The sequence below is a fragment of the Pedobacter sp. L105 genome (genome assembly GCF_009765875.1).
Lineage (GTDB): Bacteria > Bacteroidota > Bacteroidia > Sphingobacteriales > Sphingobacteriaceae > Pedobacter.
In genome coordinates, this window is sequence record NZ_LMUP01000014.1 from 178454 (window position 1) to 195621 (window position 17168).

At 40.5% G+C, this 17168-nt stretch carries 15 protein-coding genes and 1 riboswitch; of the genes, 12 read left to right on the forward strand and 3 right to left on the reverse strand.

The window, feature by feature from the left end:
- Nucleotides 1-1254: a competence/damage-inducible protein A gene (locus GSQ84_RS23825; RefSeq protein WP_158799884.1), complete on the forward strand. Its 1254-nt coding sequence runs from the start codon at nucleotides 1-3 to the stop codon at nucleotides 1252-1254.
- A gap of 52 nt (nucleotides 1255-1306) precedes the next feature.
- Nucleotides 1307-2704, forward strand: a complete 1398-nt coding sequence (locus tag GSQ84_RS23830) for a dihydrolipoamide acetyltransferase family protein (RefSeq protein ID WP_158799885.1) — start codon at nucleotides 1307-1309, stop codon at nucleotides 2702-2704.
- 116 nt (nucleotides 2705-2820) lie between these two features.
- Here GSQ84_RS23830 and GSQ84_RS23835 read toward each other — a convergent pair whose 3' ends face one another.
- Genes GSQ84_RS23835 through GSQ84_RS23845 form a run of 3 tightly spaced genes read right to left on the reverse strand, consistent with a single transcriptional unit; the run spans nucleotide 2821 to nucleotide 6457 of the window.
- Nucleotides 2821-4062 (reverse strand): homoserine dehydrogenase, encoded by a 1242-nt coding sequence (locus GSQ84_RS23835; protein WP_158799886.1) that lies wholly within the window; start codon nucleotides 4060-4062, stop codon nucleotides 2821-2823.
- On the reverse strand, nucleotides 4062-5120 hold the full coding sequence (gene metX / locus GSQ84_RS23840; RefSeq protein WP_158799887.1) for a homoserine O-acetyltransferase: 1059 nt from the start codon (nucleotides 5118-5120) through the stop codon (nucleotides 4062-4064). Before metX ends, GSQ84_RS23835 begins: the two co-directional genes overlap by 1 nt.
- A 26-nt stretch (nucleotides 5121-5146) precedes the next feature.
- Nucleotides 5147-6457: an O-acetylhomoserine aminocarboxypropyltransferase/cysteine synthase family protein gene (locus GSQ84_RS23845; RefSeq protein ID WP_158799888.1), complete on the reverse strand. Its 1311-nt coding sequence runs from the start codon at nucleotides 6455-6457 to the stop codon at nucleotides 5147-5149.
- A 198-nt stretch (nucleotides 6458-6655) separates the two neighbouring features.
- Nucleotides 6656-6769, reverse strand: a riboswitch (SAM riboswitch).
- A gap of 649 nt (nucleotides 6770-7418) precedes the next feature.
- Between GSQ84_RS23845 and GSQ84_RS23850 the strand changes: the two genes are divergently transcribed.
- The 10 genes from GSQ84_RS23850 to mutS all read left to right on the forward strand — a co-directional run bounded on the left by GSQ84_RS23850 (nucleotide 7419) and on the right by mutS (nucleotide 17168).
- Nucleotides 7419-7913, forward strand: a complete 495-nt coding sequence (locus GSQ84_RS23850; protein ID WP_158799889.1) for a hypothetical protein — start codon at nucleotides 7419-7421, stop codon at nucleotides 7911-7913.
- A gap of 138 nt (nucleotides 7914-8051) precedes the next feature.
- Nucleotides 8052-9521: an NAD(P)/FAD-dependent oxidoreductase gene (locus tag GSQ84_RS23855; protein ID WP_158799890.1), complete on the forward strand. Its 1470-nt coding sequence runs from the start codon at nucleotides 8052-8054 to the stop codon at nucleotides 9519-9521.
- Nucleotides 9518-10354, forward strand: coding sequence for a phytoene/squalene synthase family protein (locus GSQ84_RS23860; RefSeq protein WP_158799891.1), 837 nt, complete (start codon nucleotides 9518-9520; stop codon nucleotides 10352-10354). The genes GSQ84_RS23855 and GSQ84_RS23860 overlap by 4 nt, the downstream gene beginning before the upstream one ends.
- Nucleotides 10351-10857: a hypothetical protein gene (locus GSQ84_RS23865; protein ID WP_158799892.1), complete on the forward strand. Its 507-nt coding sequence runs from the start codon at nucleotides 10351-10353 to the stop codon at nucleotides 10855-10857. The genes GSQ84_RS23860 and GSQ84_RS23865 overlap by 4 nt, the downstream gene beginning before the upstream one ends.
- Before the next feature lies 1 nt (nucleotide 10858).
- Nucleotides 10859-11383 (forward strand): isopentenyl-diphosphate Delta-isomerase, encoded by a 525-nt coding sequence (gene idi / locus GSQ84_RS23870; protein WP_158799893.1) that lies wholly within the window; start codon nucleotides 10859-10861, stop codon nucleotides 11381-11383.
- On the forward strand, nucleotides 11367-11834 hold the full coding sequence (locus tag GSQ84_RS23875; protein WP_158799894.1) for a sterol desaturase family protein: 468 nt from the start codon (nucleotides 11367-11369) through the stop codon (nucleotides 11832-11834). The genes idi and GSQ84_RS23875 overlap by 17 nt, the downstream gene beginning before the upstream one ends.
- 90 nt (nucleotides 11835-11924) lie before the next feature.
- On the forward strand, nucleotides 11925-13118 hold the full coding sequence (mqnE, locus tag GSQ84_RS23880; protein WP_158799895.1) for an aminofutalosine synthase MqnE: 1194 nt from the start codon (nucleotides 11925-11927) through the stop codon (nucleotides 13116-13118).
- Entirely contained in the window at nucleotides 13118-13729 is a 612-nt protein-coding gene (locus GSQ84_RS23885; protein WP_158799896.1) for a histidine phosphatase family protein, read from the forward strand. The genes mqnE and GSQ84_RS23885 overlap by 1 nt, the downstream gene beginning before the upstream one ends.
- A 5-nt stretch (nucleotides 13730-13734) precedes the next feature.
- Entirely contained in the window at nucleotides 13735-14460 is a 726-nt protein-coding gene (locus GSQ84_RS23890; protein ID WP_158799897.1) for a menaquinone biosynthetic enzyme MqnA/MqnD family protein, read from the forward strand.
- A 98-nt stretch (nucleotides 14461-14558) separates the two neighbouring features.
- Nucleotides 14559-17168: a DNA mismatch repair protein MutS gene (mutS, locus tag GSQ84_RS23895; protein WP_158799898.1), complete on the forward strand. Its 2610-nt coding sequence runs from the start codon at nucleotides 14559-14561 to the stop codon at nucleotides 17166-17168.

A 17168-nucleotide genomic window follows, 5' to 3' on the forward strand; every position in this document is an offset into this window, starting at 1 on the left:
ATGTTAGCTGAAATTATAACGATAGGGGATGAAATATTAATTGGCCAGATTGTAGACACTAATTCTGCCTGGATGGCCAAAAAGCTGAATGAGATTGGCGTTAAAGTCAAGCAAATCACTTCTGTTTCTGATGATGCTGATCATATTATTGAAGCCTTAACTCAGGCGGAGAAAAGGGCCCGTATCATCCTGATTACAGGTGGGCTCGGACCAACAAAGGATGATATCACTAAGTTTACCCTTGCCCGTTATTTTAATATGGGAATGCGAAGGGATGCCGCGGTACTGGAACAGGTAGAATCGTTTTTTAAACGTTATAACCGTCCGATGATTGAGTCAAATATCAAACAGGCCGATGTACCTGATGGTTGCACGGTGATCCAGAATAAAAATGGAACAGCTCCGTGTATGTGGTTTGACCACGATGAAAATATTATTGTTTCCATGCCCGGGGTGCCATTTGAAATGATGTACCTGATGGAGGATGAGATCCTGCCAAGGCTTAAAAAATCATTTGAACTTCCATTTATCTATCATAAAACGATCTTAACAGCCAATCTGGGTGAATCTTTCCTTGCTGAAAAGATCGCTGATATCGAAGATAGTTTACCTTCTTCTATTAAACTGGCTTATTTACCTAAGCTTGGGCAGGTACGTTTACGCCTAAGTACAAGCGGGACTGATGAGGCAAAGCTGAAAGAAGAAGTAGCAGTTTATGCACAGCAGATCATCACCCGTCTGAAAGAATATGTAGTAGCAGAAGATGATATTGCTTTGGAGAAAGCTATTCTGGATGTAATGGATAAAAAGGGATTAACCCTTTCTACCGCTGAAAGTTGTACTGGTGGTTATATTGCCCACCTGATCACGAAACATGCCGGCAGCTCTTCAGTTTTTGCAGGTGGTGCAGTAGCCTATTCTTATGAACTTAAAGAGTCGATTTTAGGTGTTCAGGAAAAAACCCTGGCTACCTATGGTGCAGTAAGTGAACAGACAGTAAAAGAAATGGCTTCGGGTGCAATTTCACATTTTAATACAGACTATAGTGTTGCCGTTAGCGGCATTGCCGGACCAGACGGTGGAACAGCCGAAAAGCCTGTTGGAACTGTCTGGATAGCAGTGGCCAGCAAAGAAAAAGTAACCGCTAAATTATTTCATTTCGGGAATAAAAGATTACAGAATATTGAACGTTCTGCCAGTGCTGCGTTGAGCATGATCCTGAACCAGTTGAAAGAAGATTCTGATTTGCTGTAAAAAAGCCTTACTTTTGCAATTGATTAGTAATACCAAATTTACTGTAAACTAAATGGCTCAATACGAATTATTATTACCTAAAATGGGAGAAAGCGTTGCTGAAGCAACGGTTATCAAATGGTTGAAACAACCAGGAGATATGATCAGTTTAGATGATACCCTGTTAGAAATCGCTACAGATAAGGTGGACTCAGATGTTCCTTCTCCTGTAGCCGGAAAATTGATTAGTCAATTATATAAAGAAGACGATGTGGTTCAGGTTGGTGCAGTCATTGCATTGATTGAAACTGACGAAGTTGAGGTCAAACCAGCAGCTGCTGTTGAAGAAAAAGCAGCTCCCTTACCTGTAATATCAGAGCCGGAACCAGCAGAAGAAACTGTTGAAAATATTCCCGGTACGGAACAACTGACTACCGCTGTTACACCACCTGTTCATACAGGCAGTATTATAGAATCAGATCGTTTTTATTCTCCTTTGGTTAAAAATATAGCCACACAGGAACAAATAGGGACTGCCGAACTGGATACCATCACCGGGAGCGGCACGGATGGCAGGCTAACTAAAGATGATCTCCTAAATTATATTCAGAATGGACGCAGGAATACAGCTAGTACAGGGGCTTTTTCTGCTGCACCTGTTGTCAGTACTACTGCTGCCAGCAATGAAACTGCCGCACCTTTAAATGAAACTGCTTCATCACCTGAGCGTGATTTTGTACCGCCGGCCATCAGTGTGAGCGGGGGGGACGAGATCATTGAAATGGACCGTATGGGTAAGTTGATTGCCGAACATATGGTGATGAGCACGCAGACTTCGGCTCATGTCACTTCATTTGTAGAAGCGGATGTAACCAATATGGTGTTGTGGCGTGAGAAAATAAAGAAGAATTTTGAAAAGAGGGAAAATGAAAAGATAACTTTTACGCCGATCTTTATTGAGGCTGTAGCCAAGGCTATCAAAGATTTTCCAATGATCAATGTTTCTGTTAATGGAACCAAAATCATTAAGAAGAAAGATATTAATATAGGTATGGCAGCAGCACTTCCCAACGGAAACCTGATTGTTCCTGTGATCAAAAACGCAGATCTGCTCAATCTGGTAGGTATAACGAGGTCGGTGAACGACCTGGCCAGCCGTGCCAGGGCTTCTAAGCTGAAGCCTGATGAAACCCAGAATGGAACTTTCACCTTAACAAATGTGGGTTCTTTCGGGAATGTAATGGGAACACCTATTATCAATCAGCCACAGGTAGCTATTCTGGCAGTAGGTACGATTAAAAAGAAACCTGCTGTACTGGAAACTGAATTTGGTGATGTGATTGCTATTCGTCATATGATGTTCCTATCTTTATCGTATGACCACAGGGTAGTGAATGGAGCTTTAGGCGGAACTTTTGTGCGCAGGGTGGCAGATTATCTGGAGAACTGGGATATCAACAGGGAGATCTAATCCTTTCATGGAAAATGTGATGTAAGTTTCATAACCGCTGAAAAAAAAATAATCTTATGAAAAAGGCCGGAATCCCGGCCTTTTTCTATCAAAAACAAATTATAAAAATGGGCTGTTTAGTTAAATACGACCTCTTCCCCAGCAATCACCTGGATTTGCTGTTCAGTATAGGTAAGACGGCCGGTGTGTGCAATAAATATATCCTTTTGAAATAGGAGGTCTTTATTGGCCAGTAAAGATTTAAGGTTCACACTTCCAATCACGTATTTGTAGTCATTTCTTGAAAAGCGTTCTGAGATGTTTTCAATCTTAAGCTTATCAATGGTATATTCATGCGTATATCTCAGATAAACTTCAATATTCACGTTATCTGTATGGATTAACCCGTTATGCTGATTGTATTTTTTGTATTCATAGCGGTAACCATATCTTAGTGCTGCAATATCAGAGAGTACAGCTGCACCTGTTGGATGCCCTCCGGCACCTTTTCCAAAAAAGAACTGTTTATCGGCAAAGGCAGCCTGTACGGTAACCCCATTATATTCATTCTCCACATTGTAAAGGAAATCGTCTGACTTTACAAATTTGGGCAATACGTAGGTGATCACCTGTTTGGTACTGATCTTACGTGCTGTAGGAACCAGTTTGATCTTAAAGTTCTTTTCCCTTGCATATTGTATATCGTGCTCAGATAAATTCTGTATGCCTACATTCAGGATCTTTTCAGGGTTGATAAATAAACCGTAAGCATGTGCGGTGGCGATAGCCAGCTTAAACTTAGGATCAAAACCACCCACATCCATGATCGGATCAGTTTCTGCAAAACCAAGGTCTTGTGCTTGTTTTAAAGCTTCCTGATAAGGCATGTTTTCATTAAAAATCTTCGACAGGATGTAATTGGATGATCCGTTGAAAATACCGCTTATTCCATGCAGCAATTCGTTGTCGTAATATTCTTCCAGGTTCCTGATGATAGGGATACTGCCACATACGGCCCCCTCATATAATAATGACGTACCGTATTTTGCCTGCAATTCTACCAGTTCCTCCAGGTGGTTGGCAATCATTTTTTTATTGGCAGAAACCACGTGTTTACCGTTAATCAATGCTTTTTTAACAATGTTAAAAGCAGCATCGGCATCATCGATCAGCTCTACTATGGTATTTATTTCTTCGTTATCCAGGATCTCGTTGTGGTCTGTAGTGAACAATCCGGCATCCAGGCTTCGTTTTTTATCAGGGTTTTTGATGGCAATTTTGATGATCTCCAGGTTGAGGTCCTGTCCGCGGATAATGTCGTGCAGTCCCTGTCCTACTACTCCAAAACCAAATATTCCAATTTTAAGCTTTATACTCATTACGCTATTTTATGCAGTTTTACAATTTTTTTATTTGCACTTTCTTTTAAAAAGTTGCCTATGATATTCGTTAATATGTCAGTTTCTATTAAAAATCCATCGTGTCCATATGCAGATTTTATGCTGTGAAATGCTGCTCCGGGGATGTGTTTACCCAGGTATTCCTGTTCTGAAACGGGAAACAGGAAGTCGTTTTCAATACCGATCACCAGTGTATTACATTTTATGCCAGCCAGGGCATCAGCAACACTTTTTCGGCCCCTGCCAACATTATGGCTGTCCATAGCTTTGGTTAGATGCCAGTAGCTGTAGGCATTAAATCTTTTACACAATTTTTCTCCCTGGTAATTCTGATAGGAAGAAGCACGGAAATCACCGGTTTTGTTATTTACACTTTCTACCTGAGTAGCGCCATAGGCATCATAGGTACGATAAGAAAGCAGGGCAATACTGCGGGCGGTTTTTAATCCTTTACTTCCGCCGTTAGGCTGCTGTGCAAAAAAACTACGGTCGGTAGTGATAGCCATACGCTGACTTTCATTGAAAGCAATCCCCCATGGGGAATGAGAGGCATTAGTAGCAACAAGGATCAGGTTCTCAATTTTTATGGTCCCCGCAATGGCCCATTCAACAGCCTGTTGTCCGCCTAATGATCCGCCAATTAATACCCTTATTTGTGTAATTCCCAGGTGATCTGCCAGCAACTGATGGGCATTCACCATATCCCTGATCGTAACTTCAGGAAAGGATAGGTAATAGGGGTTTCCTGTTACAGGATCAATGCTCAGCGGGTTGGTTGTTCCATAATGGGAACCCAGTACGTTTGCACAGATAATAAAGTGGTCTTCCGGGTTGAAGAGATATTTATCCCCGAATAAACCTTTCCACCAGTCGGCGACATCTGCATTTGCAGTTAACGCATGACATGCCCAGATCACATTGTCTTTTTTTGCATTTAGCTTTCCGTAGGTGTGATAAGCAATTTCAAGTTCGCGTAATTTTTTACCGCTTTCCAGTTTAAACTGTTTATTGTAATGATATATATGAGTTGAAGACATTCTAGTGGTTATTCTTATTTTGTTGCTTAAAGCACAGCTGATCCGGTTAATTTTTCAAAAGCCTGTTCAAAATCTGCTTTAATATCATCTATATGTTCTATGCCTACAGAAACCCTAAGCAATTGCGGTGTTATTCCTGCACTGAGCTGTTCTGCTACAGTGAGCTGCTGATGGGTAGTAGCCGAAGGCTGAATAATGAGTGTTTTTGCATCGCCTACATTGGCCAGGTGACTTACCAGTTGAAGGGCGTCAATAAATTCCTCAGCTTTTACCTGTTTTAATTCAAAAGCGAGTACCGCGCCAAAGCCGTTCTTCAGGTATTTTTTCGCATTGGTATGATAGGGACTGCTTTCCAGACCGGGATAATAAACTTTGCTGACCGCCTCATGTTTTTCCAGCCAGGTAGCCAGTGCAAGGCTGTTATCTACATGGCGCTGTACACGAAGGGATAAGGTTTCCAATCCCTGTATCAGCAGGAAAGAATTAAAAGGAGAAATAGAAGGGCCAAAATCCCTCAGGCCTTCTACACGTGCACGGATAATGAACTGAATATTTCCAAAATTGCTATCCTGTCCGAAGACGTCATTGAAGATTAATCCCTGATAACTTTCGGAAGGCGTAGTGAACTGCGGAAATTTTCCATTGCCCCAGTTATAATTTCCTCCATCAACAATAACACCGCCAACACTTGTTCCATGTCCGCCGATCCATTTTGTAGCAGACTGTACTACGATATGCGCACCATGCTCAAGGGGTTTGAAGAGGTAGCCTGCTGCACCAAACGTATTGTCTACGATAAGGGGCAAATCATATTTTTCTGCAATTAAGGCTAGTTTTTCAAAATCAGGAATACTGAAAGATGGATTTCCAATGCTTTCCAGATAAATAGCTTTGGTTTGTTTATCTATTTTAGCTTCAAAATCTTTGGTATCATCACTGTCGGCAAATCTGGCTTCTATACCCAAACGTTTAAATGATACTTTAAACTGGTTATAAGTACCACCATACAAATGCGGTGAAGAAACAAAATTATCGCCTGCCTGAAGGATGTTGTTCAGTGCAATGAACTGAGCTGCTTGTCCTGATGATACGGCAAGCCCCGCAACACCGCCTTCAAGTGCGGCAACGCGCTTTTCAAACACGTCTGTTGTGGGGTTCATGATACGGGTGTAAATATTTCCAAACTCTTTTAAGGCAAACAAATTGGCGCTGTGCGCTGCATTGTGAAATCCATAAGAAGCGGTTTGATAGATAGGAACCGCCCTTGATCCTGTTGTAGGATCAATTTCCTGTCCTGCGTGAATTTGTAAAGTTTCGAATTTATAGGAAGCTGACATGATGTGCTGAGTTAAAATTTTGATTGATTTTTACAGACAAATACGAATGCTGCCAGGGCAGAAGCGTATAAGGATGGATAGGAGACAATTGGAAATTGTTAACCTATACAACAACACATACAGGCAAGAACTTGTGCGGTAGTATGCAAGAGGCTTTCGCCTGGTTTTGACAGATTTGATTTCGTTTTCATTTGTTTAAATTTATCTTTCCAGAAAGCAATAGGCCGTCTGGTCAGGAATTGGCACCTTCTCCATTTTGGGAGGGTTGCCAGTGGGTCAAAGAGCCTGTCTCTCGCCACTTCTTAATAAATCAAACCGGTTTGAAGGGTATGACTTGAATTAAGCTTTCGCTTTATGTTTACAAATGTAGTGAAATAGGTTTTATTTCCAAAATATTGTTCTGAAAAAATAACAATCAGTTGAAATTAAGATAGTTAAAAAGTTATATTGTTGTTGGGCTTCTCCAAGTTTTGCTGCTTAAAATCTAAATACTTCTTGTAAAGGACTGTAGGGTGAGCTGGTTAAGCTGTTTTTTGGGTTGACAGAATTAAATTTTGTGTAATTTTTAAAATAAGTTTTATTTAGATTTTAGAGGGGTTTGCTCGGGTTATGCTTAGGTAGAGCTCGGAATGAATCCGGTCTCCCTCCAGTCTCCCTCTAGTCTGACTATAGTGCTTTTCTCAAAAATACTATAGTCAGACTAGAGGAAGTCTTTAAGCATTATGGTATCACTCCGGGCTCTACCTAGTCTTAACTTAGGCTCTCTCTGGTTAATCTCAGCTTGAAAGCTTTTTTTAGCCTAAATTTTCGTTTCGATATGCTGTGTTTTTATTAAATTAAAGTAGGGTAATTTAAATCTATTTGCGCTGTAATCATCGTATATAACCAACAACAACCCATAATATTCAATTTTTTATCGTTTTGGCAGGATTTATGTAAGTTGTATCAAAATTGAAAATTTATGAAAAGAATATTAGTTATGGCTGCCATTTTATGCAGTTCAATAATGCTTTTACAAAGCTGCTCTACCCCTAAAAATGCTGCAGGAAATGCAAGTTTAAGGAGAGCGAATGTAGTGGGTTATTGGGTGTTGAATGATATCTCATTTGAAGGTGTGCCAGCTGAAAATGTAAAATCTATGTTTAATGAGGCTTCATACAAATGTTTTATTGGAAGTACCTGGAACCTGACAAATAGCGGTAACGGAACTTATATGCTGCCTGGAACTGCCGACTGCCCTACGAGAACGCAGGATATTTTCTGGTCGGCAAGTACAGCCGATGAAACTTTCCAGTTTAAAAAACTAAATGAAGGTGAAAAAGCTAAAAACATAACTGACGGTTACCGGCTGATCCTTTCTTCAGCATCAAGAGATCAACTGGTTTTAAGATCGCCTGTAGATTATGGAAATAAACCAGCCTATATCGTAATGACATTTATTAAAAATGCTAAATAATTACCAAATTTATAGCAATTGTACCTGCAGCCTTCAGTTTAAACTGAAGGCTGTTTCTTTTTCCTGGCAGAGATATTTTGTCATGAATATTTACTAGTTTAATATCCTCAAATTCATCGATTACCCAGCATTTATTTTATGGCTAAAATTTCAATTATTGGCAGCGGTTTTTCCGGTTTGGCTGCATCCTGTTTTGCTGCAAAGGAAGGGCATGAAGTAACTTTATTTGAGAAAAATGCAACTATAGGTGGCAGGGCAAGGGTATACCAGGCCGAAGGTTTTACATTTGATATGGGTCCAAGCTGGTACTGGATGCCAGACGTGTTTGAGAATTTCTTTGCTCAATTCGGAAAGTCGGTTGCAGACTATTATGAGCTGAAACAGCTTGATCCCGGGTTTCAGGTGATTTTTGGTGAAAAAGATGTGATTGAAATACCAGCAGCCATGGCAGAGCTGGAAGCTATTTTTGAAAATATAGAGCCCGGCAGTGCGGCCGCCTTGCAGAAATTTCTGGAAGAAGCAGCTTTTAAATACGAAGTTGGGATGCGCGACCTGGTATATAAACCTGCTTTTTCCTGGCTGGAATACGCCAATATCGACGTAGTTAAAGGAATGCTTAAAGCAAATTTGTTCAGTTCTGTAAGCTCATATGTTAAAACGTATTTTGAAGATGAACGGCTGATTGCTTTAATGGAATTTCCAGTGCTATTTTTAGGGGCTATGGCCAATAAAATACCAGCTTTATATACGATGATGAATTATTCTGCCCTGGTACAGGGAACCTTTTACCCGATGGGCGGAATGTGCAGGATCATAACAGCTATGGAATCGCTGGCTGTCTCTTTGGGCGTGGTGGTGCATACCGATACTGTCATTACTAAAATAGAAGTTAAAGACGGACTGGTTACTGGTCTGCATACGGGCAAGGGGTATTATGCTACTGAGGGACTGATCGCAGCGGCTGATTATCACCATGCCGAACAACTGCTGGAAGAAAAATACCGAAATTATGTAGAAGGCTACTGGAACAAGAAAACTTTTGCTCCTTCCTGTTTGATTTACTACATTGGCGTAAGCAAAAAGGTAAAGAGGCTGCTGCATCATAATTTATTTTTTGATGCTGATTTTAAACAGCATGCCAACGATATTTATAGTCATCCGCAATGGCCTGAGCGACCATTGTTTTATGTGTGCTGTCCTTCAAAAACGGATGCAGGTGTTGCGCCCGAAGGTATGGAGAACATATTTATCCTGGTGCCGGTGGCGACAGGGTTAACAGATGATGAAGCCACGCGTGAGCAGTATTTCGACGGACTGATCAGCCGGATGGAGGTTTATAGCGGAGAGCGTTTTAAAGATCAGGTGATTTATAAAAGGACCTATTGTGTCAGTAATTTTGTAGAAGATTATAATGCTTTTAAGGGAAATGCCTATGGACTGGCAAACACATTGATGCAAACTGCAGTATTAAAACCTTCATTAAAAAACAAGAAGTTGAAAAATATGTTCTATGCGGGTCAGCTTACCGTTCCCGGACCAGGAGTGCCCCCGGCACTGATATCAGGTCAGGTCGCAGCAGCCCAGCTAAACTTATATTTTAAAAAATGAAAGCTCTCTTCGACCGCATTTCCATTGCTTCCAGTACTATTGTAACCAAAACTTACAGTACAAGTTTTTCATTGGGCATCAAATGTTTGAATAAAAAATTCCATAACGCCATTTACAGTATATATGGCTTTGTCCGTTTAGCAGATGAAATTGTAGATTCCTTTCATGATTTTAATAAGCACGATCTGCTGGAAGAATTTAAAGCCGGTACTTACCAATCCATTGAAAAGAAAATTAGCCTGAACCCCATTCTGAATAGTTTTCAGCACGTGGTTCACGACTATGCTATTGAGCAGGATCTGGTCACTATTTTTCTTGCCAGTATGGAAATGGATTTGTGCCAGACAGTACATTCCACAAATTCATATCAGTCCTATATATTAGGTTCTGCTGAAGTAGTTGGGCTAATGTGCCTGCGTGTATTTACCGAAAATAATGATGCGTTATATCAGCAGCTTAAGCCTGCGGCAATGAAATTGGGCTCAGCTTTTCAAAAAGTGAATTTTCTAAGAGATCTGAAAGACGATTACTATATATTAGGCAGGGTTTATTTCCCGCAGATAGACATGAGTGTTTTTTCTGAAAAGGAAAAAAAAGAAATAGAACAGGATATAGAACGGGATTTTGAGGAAGCGCTTACAGGAATTAAATTGCTTCCGCGCAGCTCACGTTTTGGTGTTTACGTTGCTTATATCTATTACAAAAGCCTGTTCAATAAAATTAAGTCGGTTTCTCCTGTAAAAATTCTTTCACAGCGCATCAGAATTGCCAATTCCCATAAATTAGGTCTTTTAGCCGGCTCCTATGTTAAACACAGTTTCCGAATGATATGAAATTAATTTTGCTTCTATTTGTTTGTCTAAATCCATTTAATTCCGATCTTTCGGCTTACCGTAAACTACTGGATGGTGCTGTAGACAATAAAGAAGTAGCAAATGAATTATATACCCGCTTAAAAACGGTGAAAGAAAGTGATACGCCGGTTTTGGTAGGTTTCAGGGCAATGTCAGAATTTATGATCTGTAAACATCTGTTTAATCCTTTTAATCGTATAAGTCATTTCAATAAAGGTAAAAGGCTACTGGAAATGGCCATTAAAAGAGATAAAAATAATCCTGAACTACTTTATTTCAGATTAAGCACACAAAGTAATATTCCATCTTTTTTAGGATATAACAGCAATATCGATACGGATAAACTGGCGCTGATCAGTTACCTGAAATCAGCTGCTACACATCCGGATGAAGATAATGTGCTAAATAAACGGATTAAGGCTTATTTACTAAAAAACCAATATTGCAGCATAGCAGAGAAAGCGTTGATAAAAACCCTGTAACATGATAGAATACGTATTGCTTGTAGATGAAGACGACAATGAAATAGGGGTAATGGAAAAAATGCAGGCCCATGAGGAGGCCCTGCTGCACCGGGCAATTTCTATCTTTATTTTTAACGACAAAGATGAATTACTGCTGCAAAAAAGGGCTGCGGTGAAATATCATTCTCCTTTACTCTGGACCAATACCTGCTGTTCGCATCCCCGGCCGGGAGAAATATTAATTGATGCGGCCAACAGAAGATTAACGGAAGAAATGAAGATGGCCTGTAATTTGACATATGAATTTAGCTTTACCTATAAGGCGGTTTTAGATAAAGGATTAACAGAGTATGAGTTTGACCATGTTTTTTTTGGGCTTAGTAATAGCTTACCTATACCTAATCCTGAAGAGGTGGCCGATTGGAAGTATATGAGCTTTGAAGCTATCGATAAAGACATGGCTGAAAATCCTGGGACGTATACCACCTGGTTTAAATTGATGTTGGAAAAAATAAAGATTGTCCGTAATGAACCTACTGATTAATATTGGAATTGTATTGGTTACCTTTTGTTTAATGGAATGTGTAACCTGGTTAACGCATAAATACATTATGCACGGCCTGTTTTGGAACCTGCATGAAGACCATCACAATAAGTCTCATAGTTTCTTTGAAAAGAACGATTACTTCTTTGTGATCTTTGCCTGTATTTCTATGGCTTTTTATATAGTAGGTACCTTTGTTGCAGATTTTGGCTTTATGTTTTTTATCGGCATTGGCATTACTTTATATGGCTTTGCCTATTTTATGGTCCATGATATCCTGATCCATCAGCGTTTTAAATTGTTCAGCAGAACCAATAATATTTATTTCCGTGCCCTGCGCAAAGCACATAAAGTACACCATAAACATTTAAACAAAGAGGAAGGTGAATGTTTCGGAATGCTGTTTGTACCCATGAGATATTTTAGAGAAGCGAGAAGCTCCGCCAGATAGCTGCTTTGACATAAGTCTGACAGCTTAAAACCATTGTTACGCCGCATTCTGTTGATTTTATCTTACTTTTGAGCTATAATCAATCTATCAATGGATATTACTTCAAAACTTGCTTTTATACTGAATGATGCCGATCTGGATCAGCAGTTAAAAGATATAGCATTAAAAGTCCAGCAAAAAGAGAGAATCACATTCGATGAAGGTGTTTATTTATATGAACATGCTGAACTTGGGTTTCTCGGTGTTTTAGCCAACTATATCAGAGAAGAAAAACACGGTGACAAAACCTATTTTAACCGTAATTTTCATATTGAACCTACCAACCTTTGTGTATATACCTGCAATTTCTGCTCTTACTCCCGTTTAATTAAAAACAGGGAAGATGGATGGGAAATGAGTGTAGACGCCATGATGGATGTACTGAAAAAGTATGACAATGAGCCTGTAACAGAGGTACATATTACCGGAGGAGTGGTGCCTAAACAAAATCTTGAATTTTATGCCGATTTTTTCAGAAAGGCAAAAGCGCACCGTCCCGACCTCCATATTAAAGCATTAACCCCTGTTGAATATTATTATATCTTAAAGAAGGCCAAATTAAGCCATTATGATGGAATGAAGTATTTCAAGGAAGCCGGTCTGGATTCTATGCCAGGCGGCGGTGCGGAGATCTTTCATCCGGAAATCAGGGAACAGATTGCCCATGATAAATGTAATGCAGAACAATGGCTGGATATACACGAACAAGCCCATAAACTTGGAATGCGTTCCAATGCCACCATGCTTTACGGACATATTGAGAAATTCTGGCACCGTGTGGACCATATGGAGCGCTTGCGTCAGTTGCAGGATAAAACCGGTGGTTTCCAGGCATTCATTCCGCTGAAGTTCAGGAACCAGAATAACCAGATGAATAATGTTGCCGAGTCTTCTGTGGTAGAAGATTTAAGAAATTACGCTATTGCCAGGATTTATCTGGATAATTTTGACCATATCAAGTCTTACTGGGCAATGATAGGCCGCCAGACTTCGCAGCTTTCCCTGAATTTTGGTGTAGACGATATTGACGGTACGCTGGATGATACCACAAAGATTTATTCTATGGCGGGGGCCGAAGAGCAGACACCTGGTATGAGTACCAAAGACCTGGTAGACCTCATTAAACAGGTTGGCCGCGCACCAATTGAAAGAGATACACTCTATAATGTCGTTACAGATTACACAGATTTCGTGTTTGAAGAACAAGCCAAACCTCAGTATTATAAACTGCCTGTAATCAATTAATGGACAAAGAACTATATATCATCCGTCACGGTGAGACGGAGCTGAACAAAAAGGGAATTATACAGGGAAGAGGAATAGATAGCGATCTTAATGATACAGGACGTGCACAGGGCGCAGCTTTTTATGCGATGTATAAAGATGTTCCTTTCGATAAAGTATATACGTCGGCTTTAAAACGTACACAGCAAACTGTTCAGGGTTTTATCGATGCCGGTCTTCCCTGGGAAAAACTCCCTGAAATAGACGAGCTGGCCTGGGGAGAATGCGAAGGCAAACATACCAGTGAAAAAACTGTTGGTGCTTTTAAAGATATCACAGAAAAGTGGCAGGCGGGCGACTATGACGCTCATTTTAACGGTGGCGAAAGCCCAAATGATGTAGCCATCAGGTTAAAGGATTTTATATCCCTGATGGAAAGCAGGCCTGCTGAAAAGCTGGTGCTGGTTTGTATGCATGGCAGGGCATTGCGCCTGCTGTTATGCCTCATCAGTAACAAACCAATGTCTGATATGTACGATTTCCCTCATCAAAATACCGGTCTCTATAAGGTAAGCCTTACAGGTGATACTTTCACTATTACCGAGACCAATAATACCGATCATTTAAAATAATCCCCTTGAATAAGATTAAGATTTCTGCTGTAGCTTATACGAATACCAAAGCATTTATTTACGGCATCGAACATTCCACAGTAATAGATCAAATAGATTTAAGTTTAGATATTCCTTCAGATTGTGCAGGAAAGGTGATAGATGGAACTGTCGACCTGGGCTTGATCCCCGTTGCAGCTATTCCGCATGTACCCAATGCAAATATCATTGCCGACTACTGTATAGGTTCCATTGGTGCGGTAAATTCTGTGTTCATTTTTAGTAATGTACCTGCAGAGCAGATCAAAACGCTTAAACTGGATAGTCATTCCAGAACTTCCAATAATCTGGCAAAGGTGTTACTTAAATTTCACTTTAAACAGGAAGTAACTTATACCACAGACCCGGAAGCCCTTACTGATGCAATTGTATTGATTGGCGACAGAACATTTGGAAAAAAAGGGGATTATGCTTTTGTATATGATATGGGAGAGGAGTGGATGAATTTCACCGGGCTTCCTTTTGTTTATGCGGCGTGGGTAGCCAATAAGGAACTGCCTGAAGCTTTTATAAAAGATTTTAATGCAGCGCTGAAAATGGGTTTAGCAGAACGTGCGGAAGTGTTAAAAACCTTGGCGCCAAATCCCTTGTTTGATTTGGAGGATTACCTGATGAACAAGCTGGATTTTGAACTGACGGATAAAAAACGTGAGGCATTGGCGTTGTTCCTGTCGTATATAGAACAGTTATAATTCATCCCGGTAGCCTGGTTTACCGTCTATTTTTCAAAAAAAAGCCTAAAGCTAATCCTTAGATAGTATATTTACATTTTTGTAACGTAACATATATTTTGGCTAAAGATAAGACGAAGGAATCACCATTAATGCAGCAGTTTAATACCATCAAGGCGAAATACCCTGGTGCGTTATTATTATTCAGGGTAGGTGATTTTTATGAAACTTTTGGCGAGGATGCCATCAAAACTTCCCAGATACTGGGCATTGTTTTAACCAGCAGGGGCCATGGACCTGCCGGGGATATTGAACTTGCCGGTTTTCCGCATCATTCACTGGATAACCATTTGTCCAAATTGGTGCGCGCAGGCCAGCGTGTAGCGATCTGCGACCAGCTTGAAGATCCTAAAAGCACTAAAACACTGGTTAAACGTGGTGTTACTGAACTGGTTACTCCCGGTGTAGCCCACAGCGACAATATTCTAAGCCAGAAATCCAATAATTATCTGGGAGCCATTTTCTTTGATAAGAACCAGTTAGGGGTGTCTTTTGTAGATATTTCTACTGGTGAATTCCATGTGGCACAAGGTAATGCAGAATATATAGATAAGCTTTTACAAGGCTTTAAACCTACAGAGGTTGTTTTTCAAAAAAGTAAACGTAAAGAATTACTGGAATTGTTTGGGGATAAGTTTTATACTTTTCCAATAGACGATTGGGCTTTTACCACAGATTACGCCAATGAGATTTTAAACAAACATTTTGAAGTAAATTCCCTCAAAGGTTTTGGAGTGGATAAATTGCAGTCCGGTATTATAGCCGCAGGTGTGGTGCTGTATTACCTGAACGAAACAGAACACCGTAATTTAAAACATATCACCTCCATTTCGAGGTTGGAAGAAGACAATTACATGTGGCTTGACCGTTTTACGGTCCGCAACCTGGAACTGGTAAATTCTGCCAATGAAAATGCGACCACGCTTTTCAATGTGCTCGACCAAACTTCTACACCCATGGGGGCAAGGATGCTCCATAAATGGATTGTCATGCCGTTAAAGGAACTGAAGCCTATTCAGGAGCGTTTGGGTACCGTAGAGTTTATGGTTGGCCACGAAGAACTGCTGGCAGAATTCCTTACACACATTAAACAGATAGGCGATTTGGAAAGGCTGATCTCTAAAGTAGGCTTACAGAAATGCGGCCCCAGGGAACTATGCCAGCTGAAGAAATCGTTATACCATATTGAATCAGTCAAAGAGATCGCTTTAAAAACCAATAATCCTTATCTAACCCAGCTGGCCGACCAGCTGGATCCCTGCCTCAGTATTCGTGAACTGCTGGAAACAGAGCTGCAGCAAGATCCTCCGGCTGTACTGGCCAAAGGAAATGTGATAGCCAATGGGGTCAATGAAGAACTGGACAAGCTGCGGGCCATCTCTACAGGCGGGAAAGATTTCCTGGTAGAGATCCAAAAACGTGAAGCGGCTAAAACTGGCATACCTTCGTTGAAAATTTCCTTTAATAATGTTTTTGGCTATTATTTAGAAGTTACGCATACCCATAAAGATAAAGTACCGCCAGAATGGAGCCGCAAGCAAACACTGGTAAATGCTGAAAGATATATTACCCCAGAGCTGAAGGAATATGAAGAGCAGATCCTGGGCGCAGAAGATAAAATACAGCTGATAGAAGTACGTTTGTATGAGTCTTTGATGCAGCAGGTGGCGGCATATATCAGGCCGATCCAGAAAAATGCATTTCTGATAGCACAGTTGGATGTATTGCTTTGTTTTGCACAGCTGGCTATAACTAACCACTATGTGAAACCTATACTGGACAATACCAAACTATTGGATATTAAAGGCGGAAGGCATCCTGTAATTGAAAAACGGTTGCCGCCGGGAGAGGAATATATTACCAATGATGTTTTCCTGGACAATGACAGCCAGCAGATCATCATCATCACCGGTCCCAATATGTCTGGTAAGTCGGCCATTTTACGGCAAACCGGTTTAATTGTCCTGATGGGACAGATGGGTTCGTTTGTACCTGCTAAAGCCGCGTCTTTCGGAATTGTAGACAAGATATTTACCCGTGTAGGTGCTTCAGATAACCTGTCTTCAGGAGAAAGTACTTTTATGGTGGAAATGAATGAGACGGCCAGTATCCTGAATAATATATCCGACAGGAGTTTAATCTTGCTGGACGAGATCGGGCGTGGAACAAGTACTTATGATGGTATTTCTATTGCCTGGGCAATTGCAGAATTTCTCCATACCCATCCCGCAGCAAAGCCAAAAACACTATTTGCCACGCATTACCACGAGCTGAATGAACTTGCTAATACCATGGGCAGGATCAAGAATTTTAATGTTTCTGTTAAAGAGATGGCCAACAAAGTGATCTTCTTACGTAAACTGGTTCCGGGTGGCAGCGAACATAGTTTTGGTATTCACGTAGCTAAAATGGCGGGAATGCCTCCAAAACTGATCAGCCGCGCCAATGAGATCTTAAAAAAACTGGAGATCGATAGGACTGAAGGACAAAGTATTAAGGATAGTATTAAAAAAGTACAGAACCAGGCATACCAGTTACATATGTTTTCCGTTGAAGACCCTGTACTGGTACAGATCAGGGATATGTTAAATAACCTCGATGTTAATGTGCTTACACCGGTTGAAGCCCTGCTGAAACTGGATGAAATACAGCGGTTAATCAAAAATTAA

Excerpts from the sequence above, each read along its gene's own strand:
- GSQ84_RS23825 (WP_158799884.1), top strand. The coding sequence starts at position 1 with ATGTTAGCTGAAATTATAACGATAGGGGATGAAATATTAATTGGCCAG.
- GSQ84_RS23830 (WP_158799885.1), top strand. The coding sequence starts at position 1,307 with ATGGCTCAATACGAATTATTATTACCTAAAATGGGAGAAAGCGTTGCT.
- GSQ84_RS23835 (WP_158799886.1), bottom strand. The coding sequence starts at position 4,062 with ATGAGTATAAAGCTTAAAATTGGAATATTTGGTTTTGGAGTAGTAGGA.
- metX (WP_158799887.1), bottom strand. The coding sequence starts at position 5,120 with ATGTCTTCAACTCATATATATCATTACAATAAACAGTTTAAACTGGAA.
- GSQ84_RS23845 (WP_158799888.1), bottom strand. The coding sequence starts at position 6,457 with ATGTCAGCTTCCTATAAATTCGAAACTTTACAAATTCACGCAGGACAG.
- GSQ84_RS23850 (WP_158799889.1), top strand. The coding sequence starts at position 7,419 with ATGAAAAGAATATTAGTTATGGCTGCCATTTTATGCAGTTCAATAATG.
- GSQ84_RS23855 (WP_158799890.1), top strand. The coding sequence starts at position 8,052 with ATGGCTAAAATTTCAATTATTGGCAGCGGTTTTTCCGGTTTGGCTGCA.
- GSQ84_RS23860 (WP_158799891.1), top strand. The coding sequence starts at position 9,518 with ATGAAAGCTCTCTTCGACCGCATTTCCATTGCTTCCAGTACTATTGTA.
- GSQ84_RS23865 (WP_158799892.1), top strand. The coding sequence starts at position 10,351 with ATGAAATTAATTTTGCTTCTATTTGTTTGTCTAAATCCATTTAATTCC.
- idi (WP_158799893.1), top strand. The coding sequence starts at position 10,859 with ATGATAGAATACGTATTGCTTGTAGATGAAGACGACAATGAAATAGGG.
- GSQ84_RS23875 (WP_158799894.1), top strand. The coding sequence starts at position 11,367 with ATGAACCTACTGATTAATATTGGAATTGTATTGGTTACCTTTTGTTTA.
- mqnE (WP_158799895.1), top strand. The coding sequence starts at position 11,925 with ATGGATATTACTTCAAAACTTGCTTTTATACTGAATGATGCCGATCTG.
- GSQ84_RS23885 (WP_158799896.1), top strand. The coding sequence starts at position 13,118 with ATGGACAAAGAACTATATATCATCCGTCACGGTGAGACGGAGCTGAAC.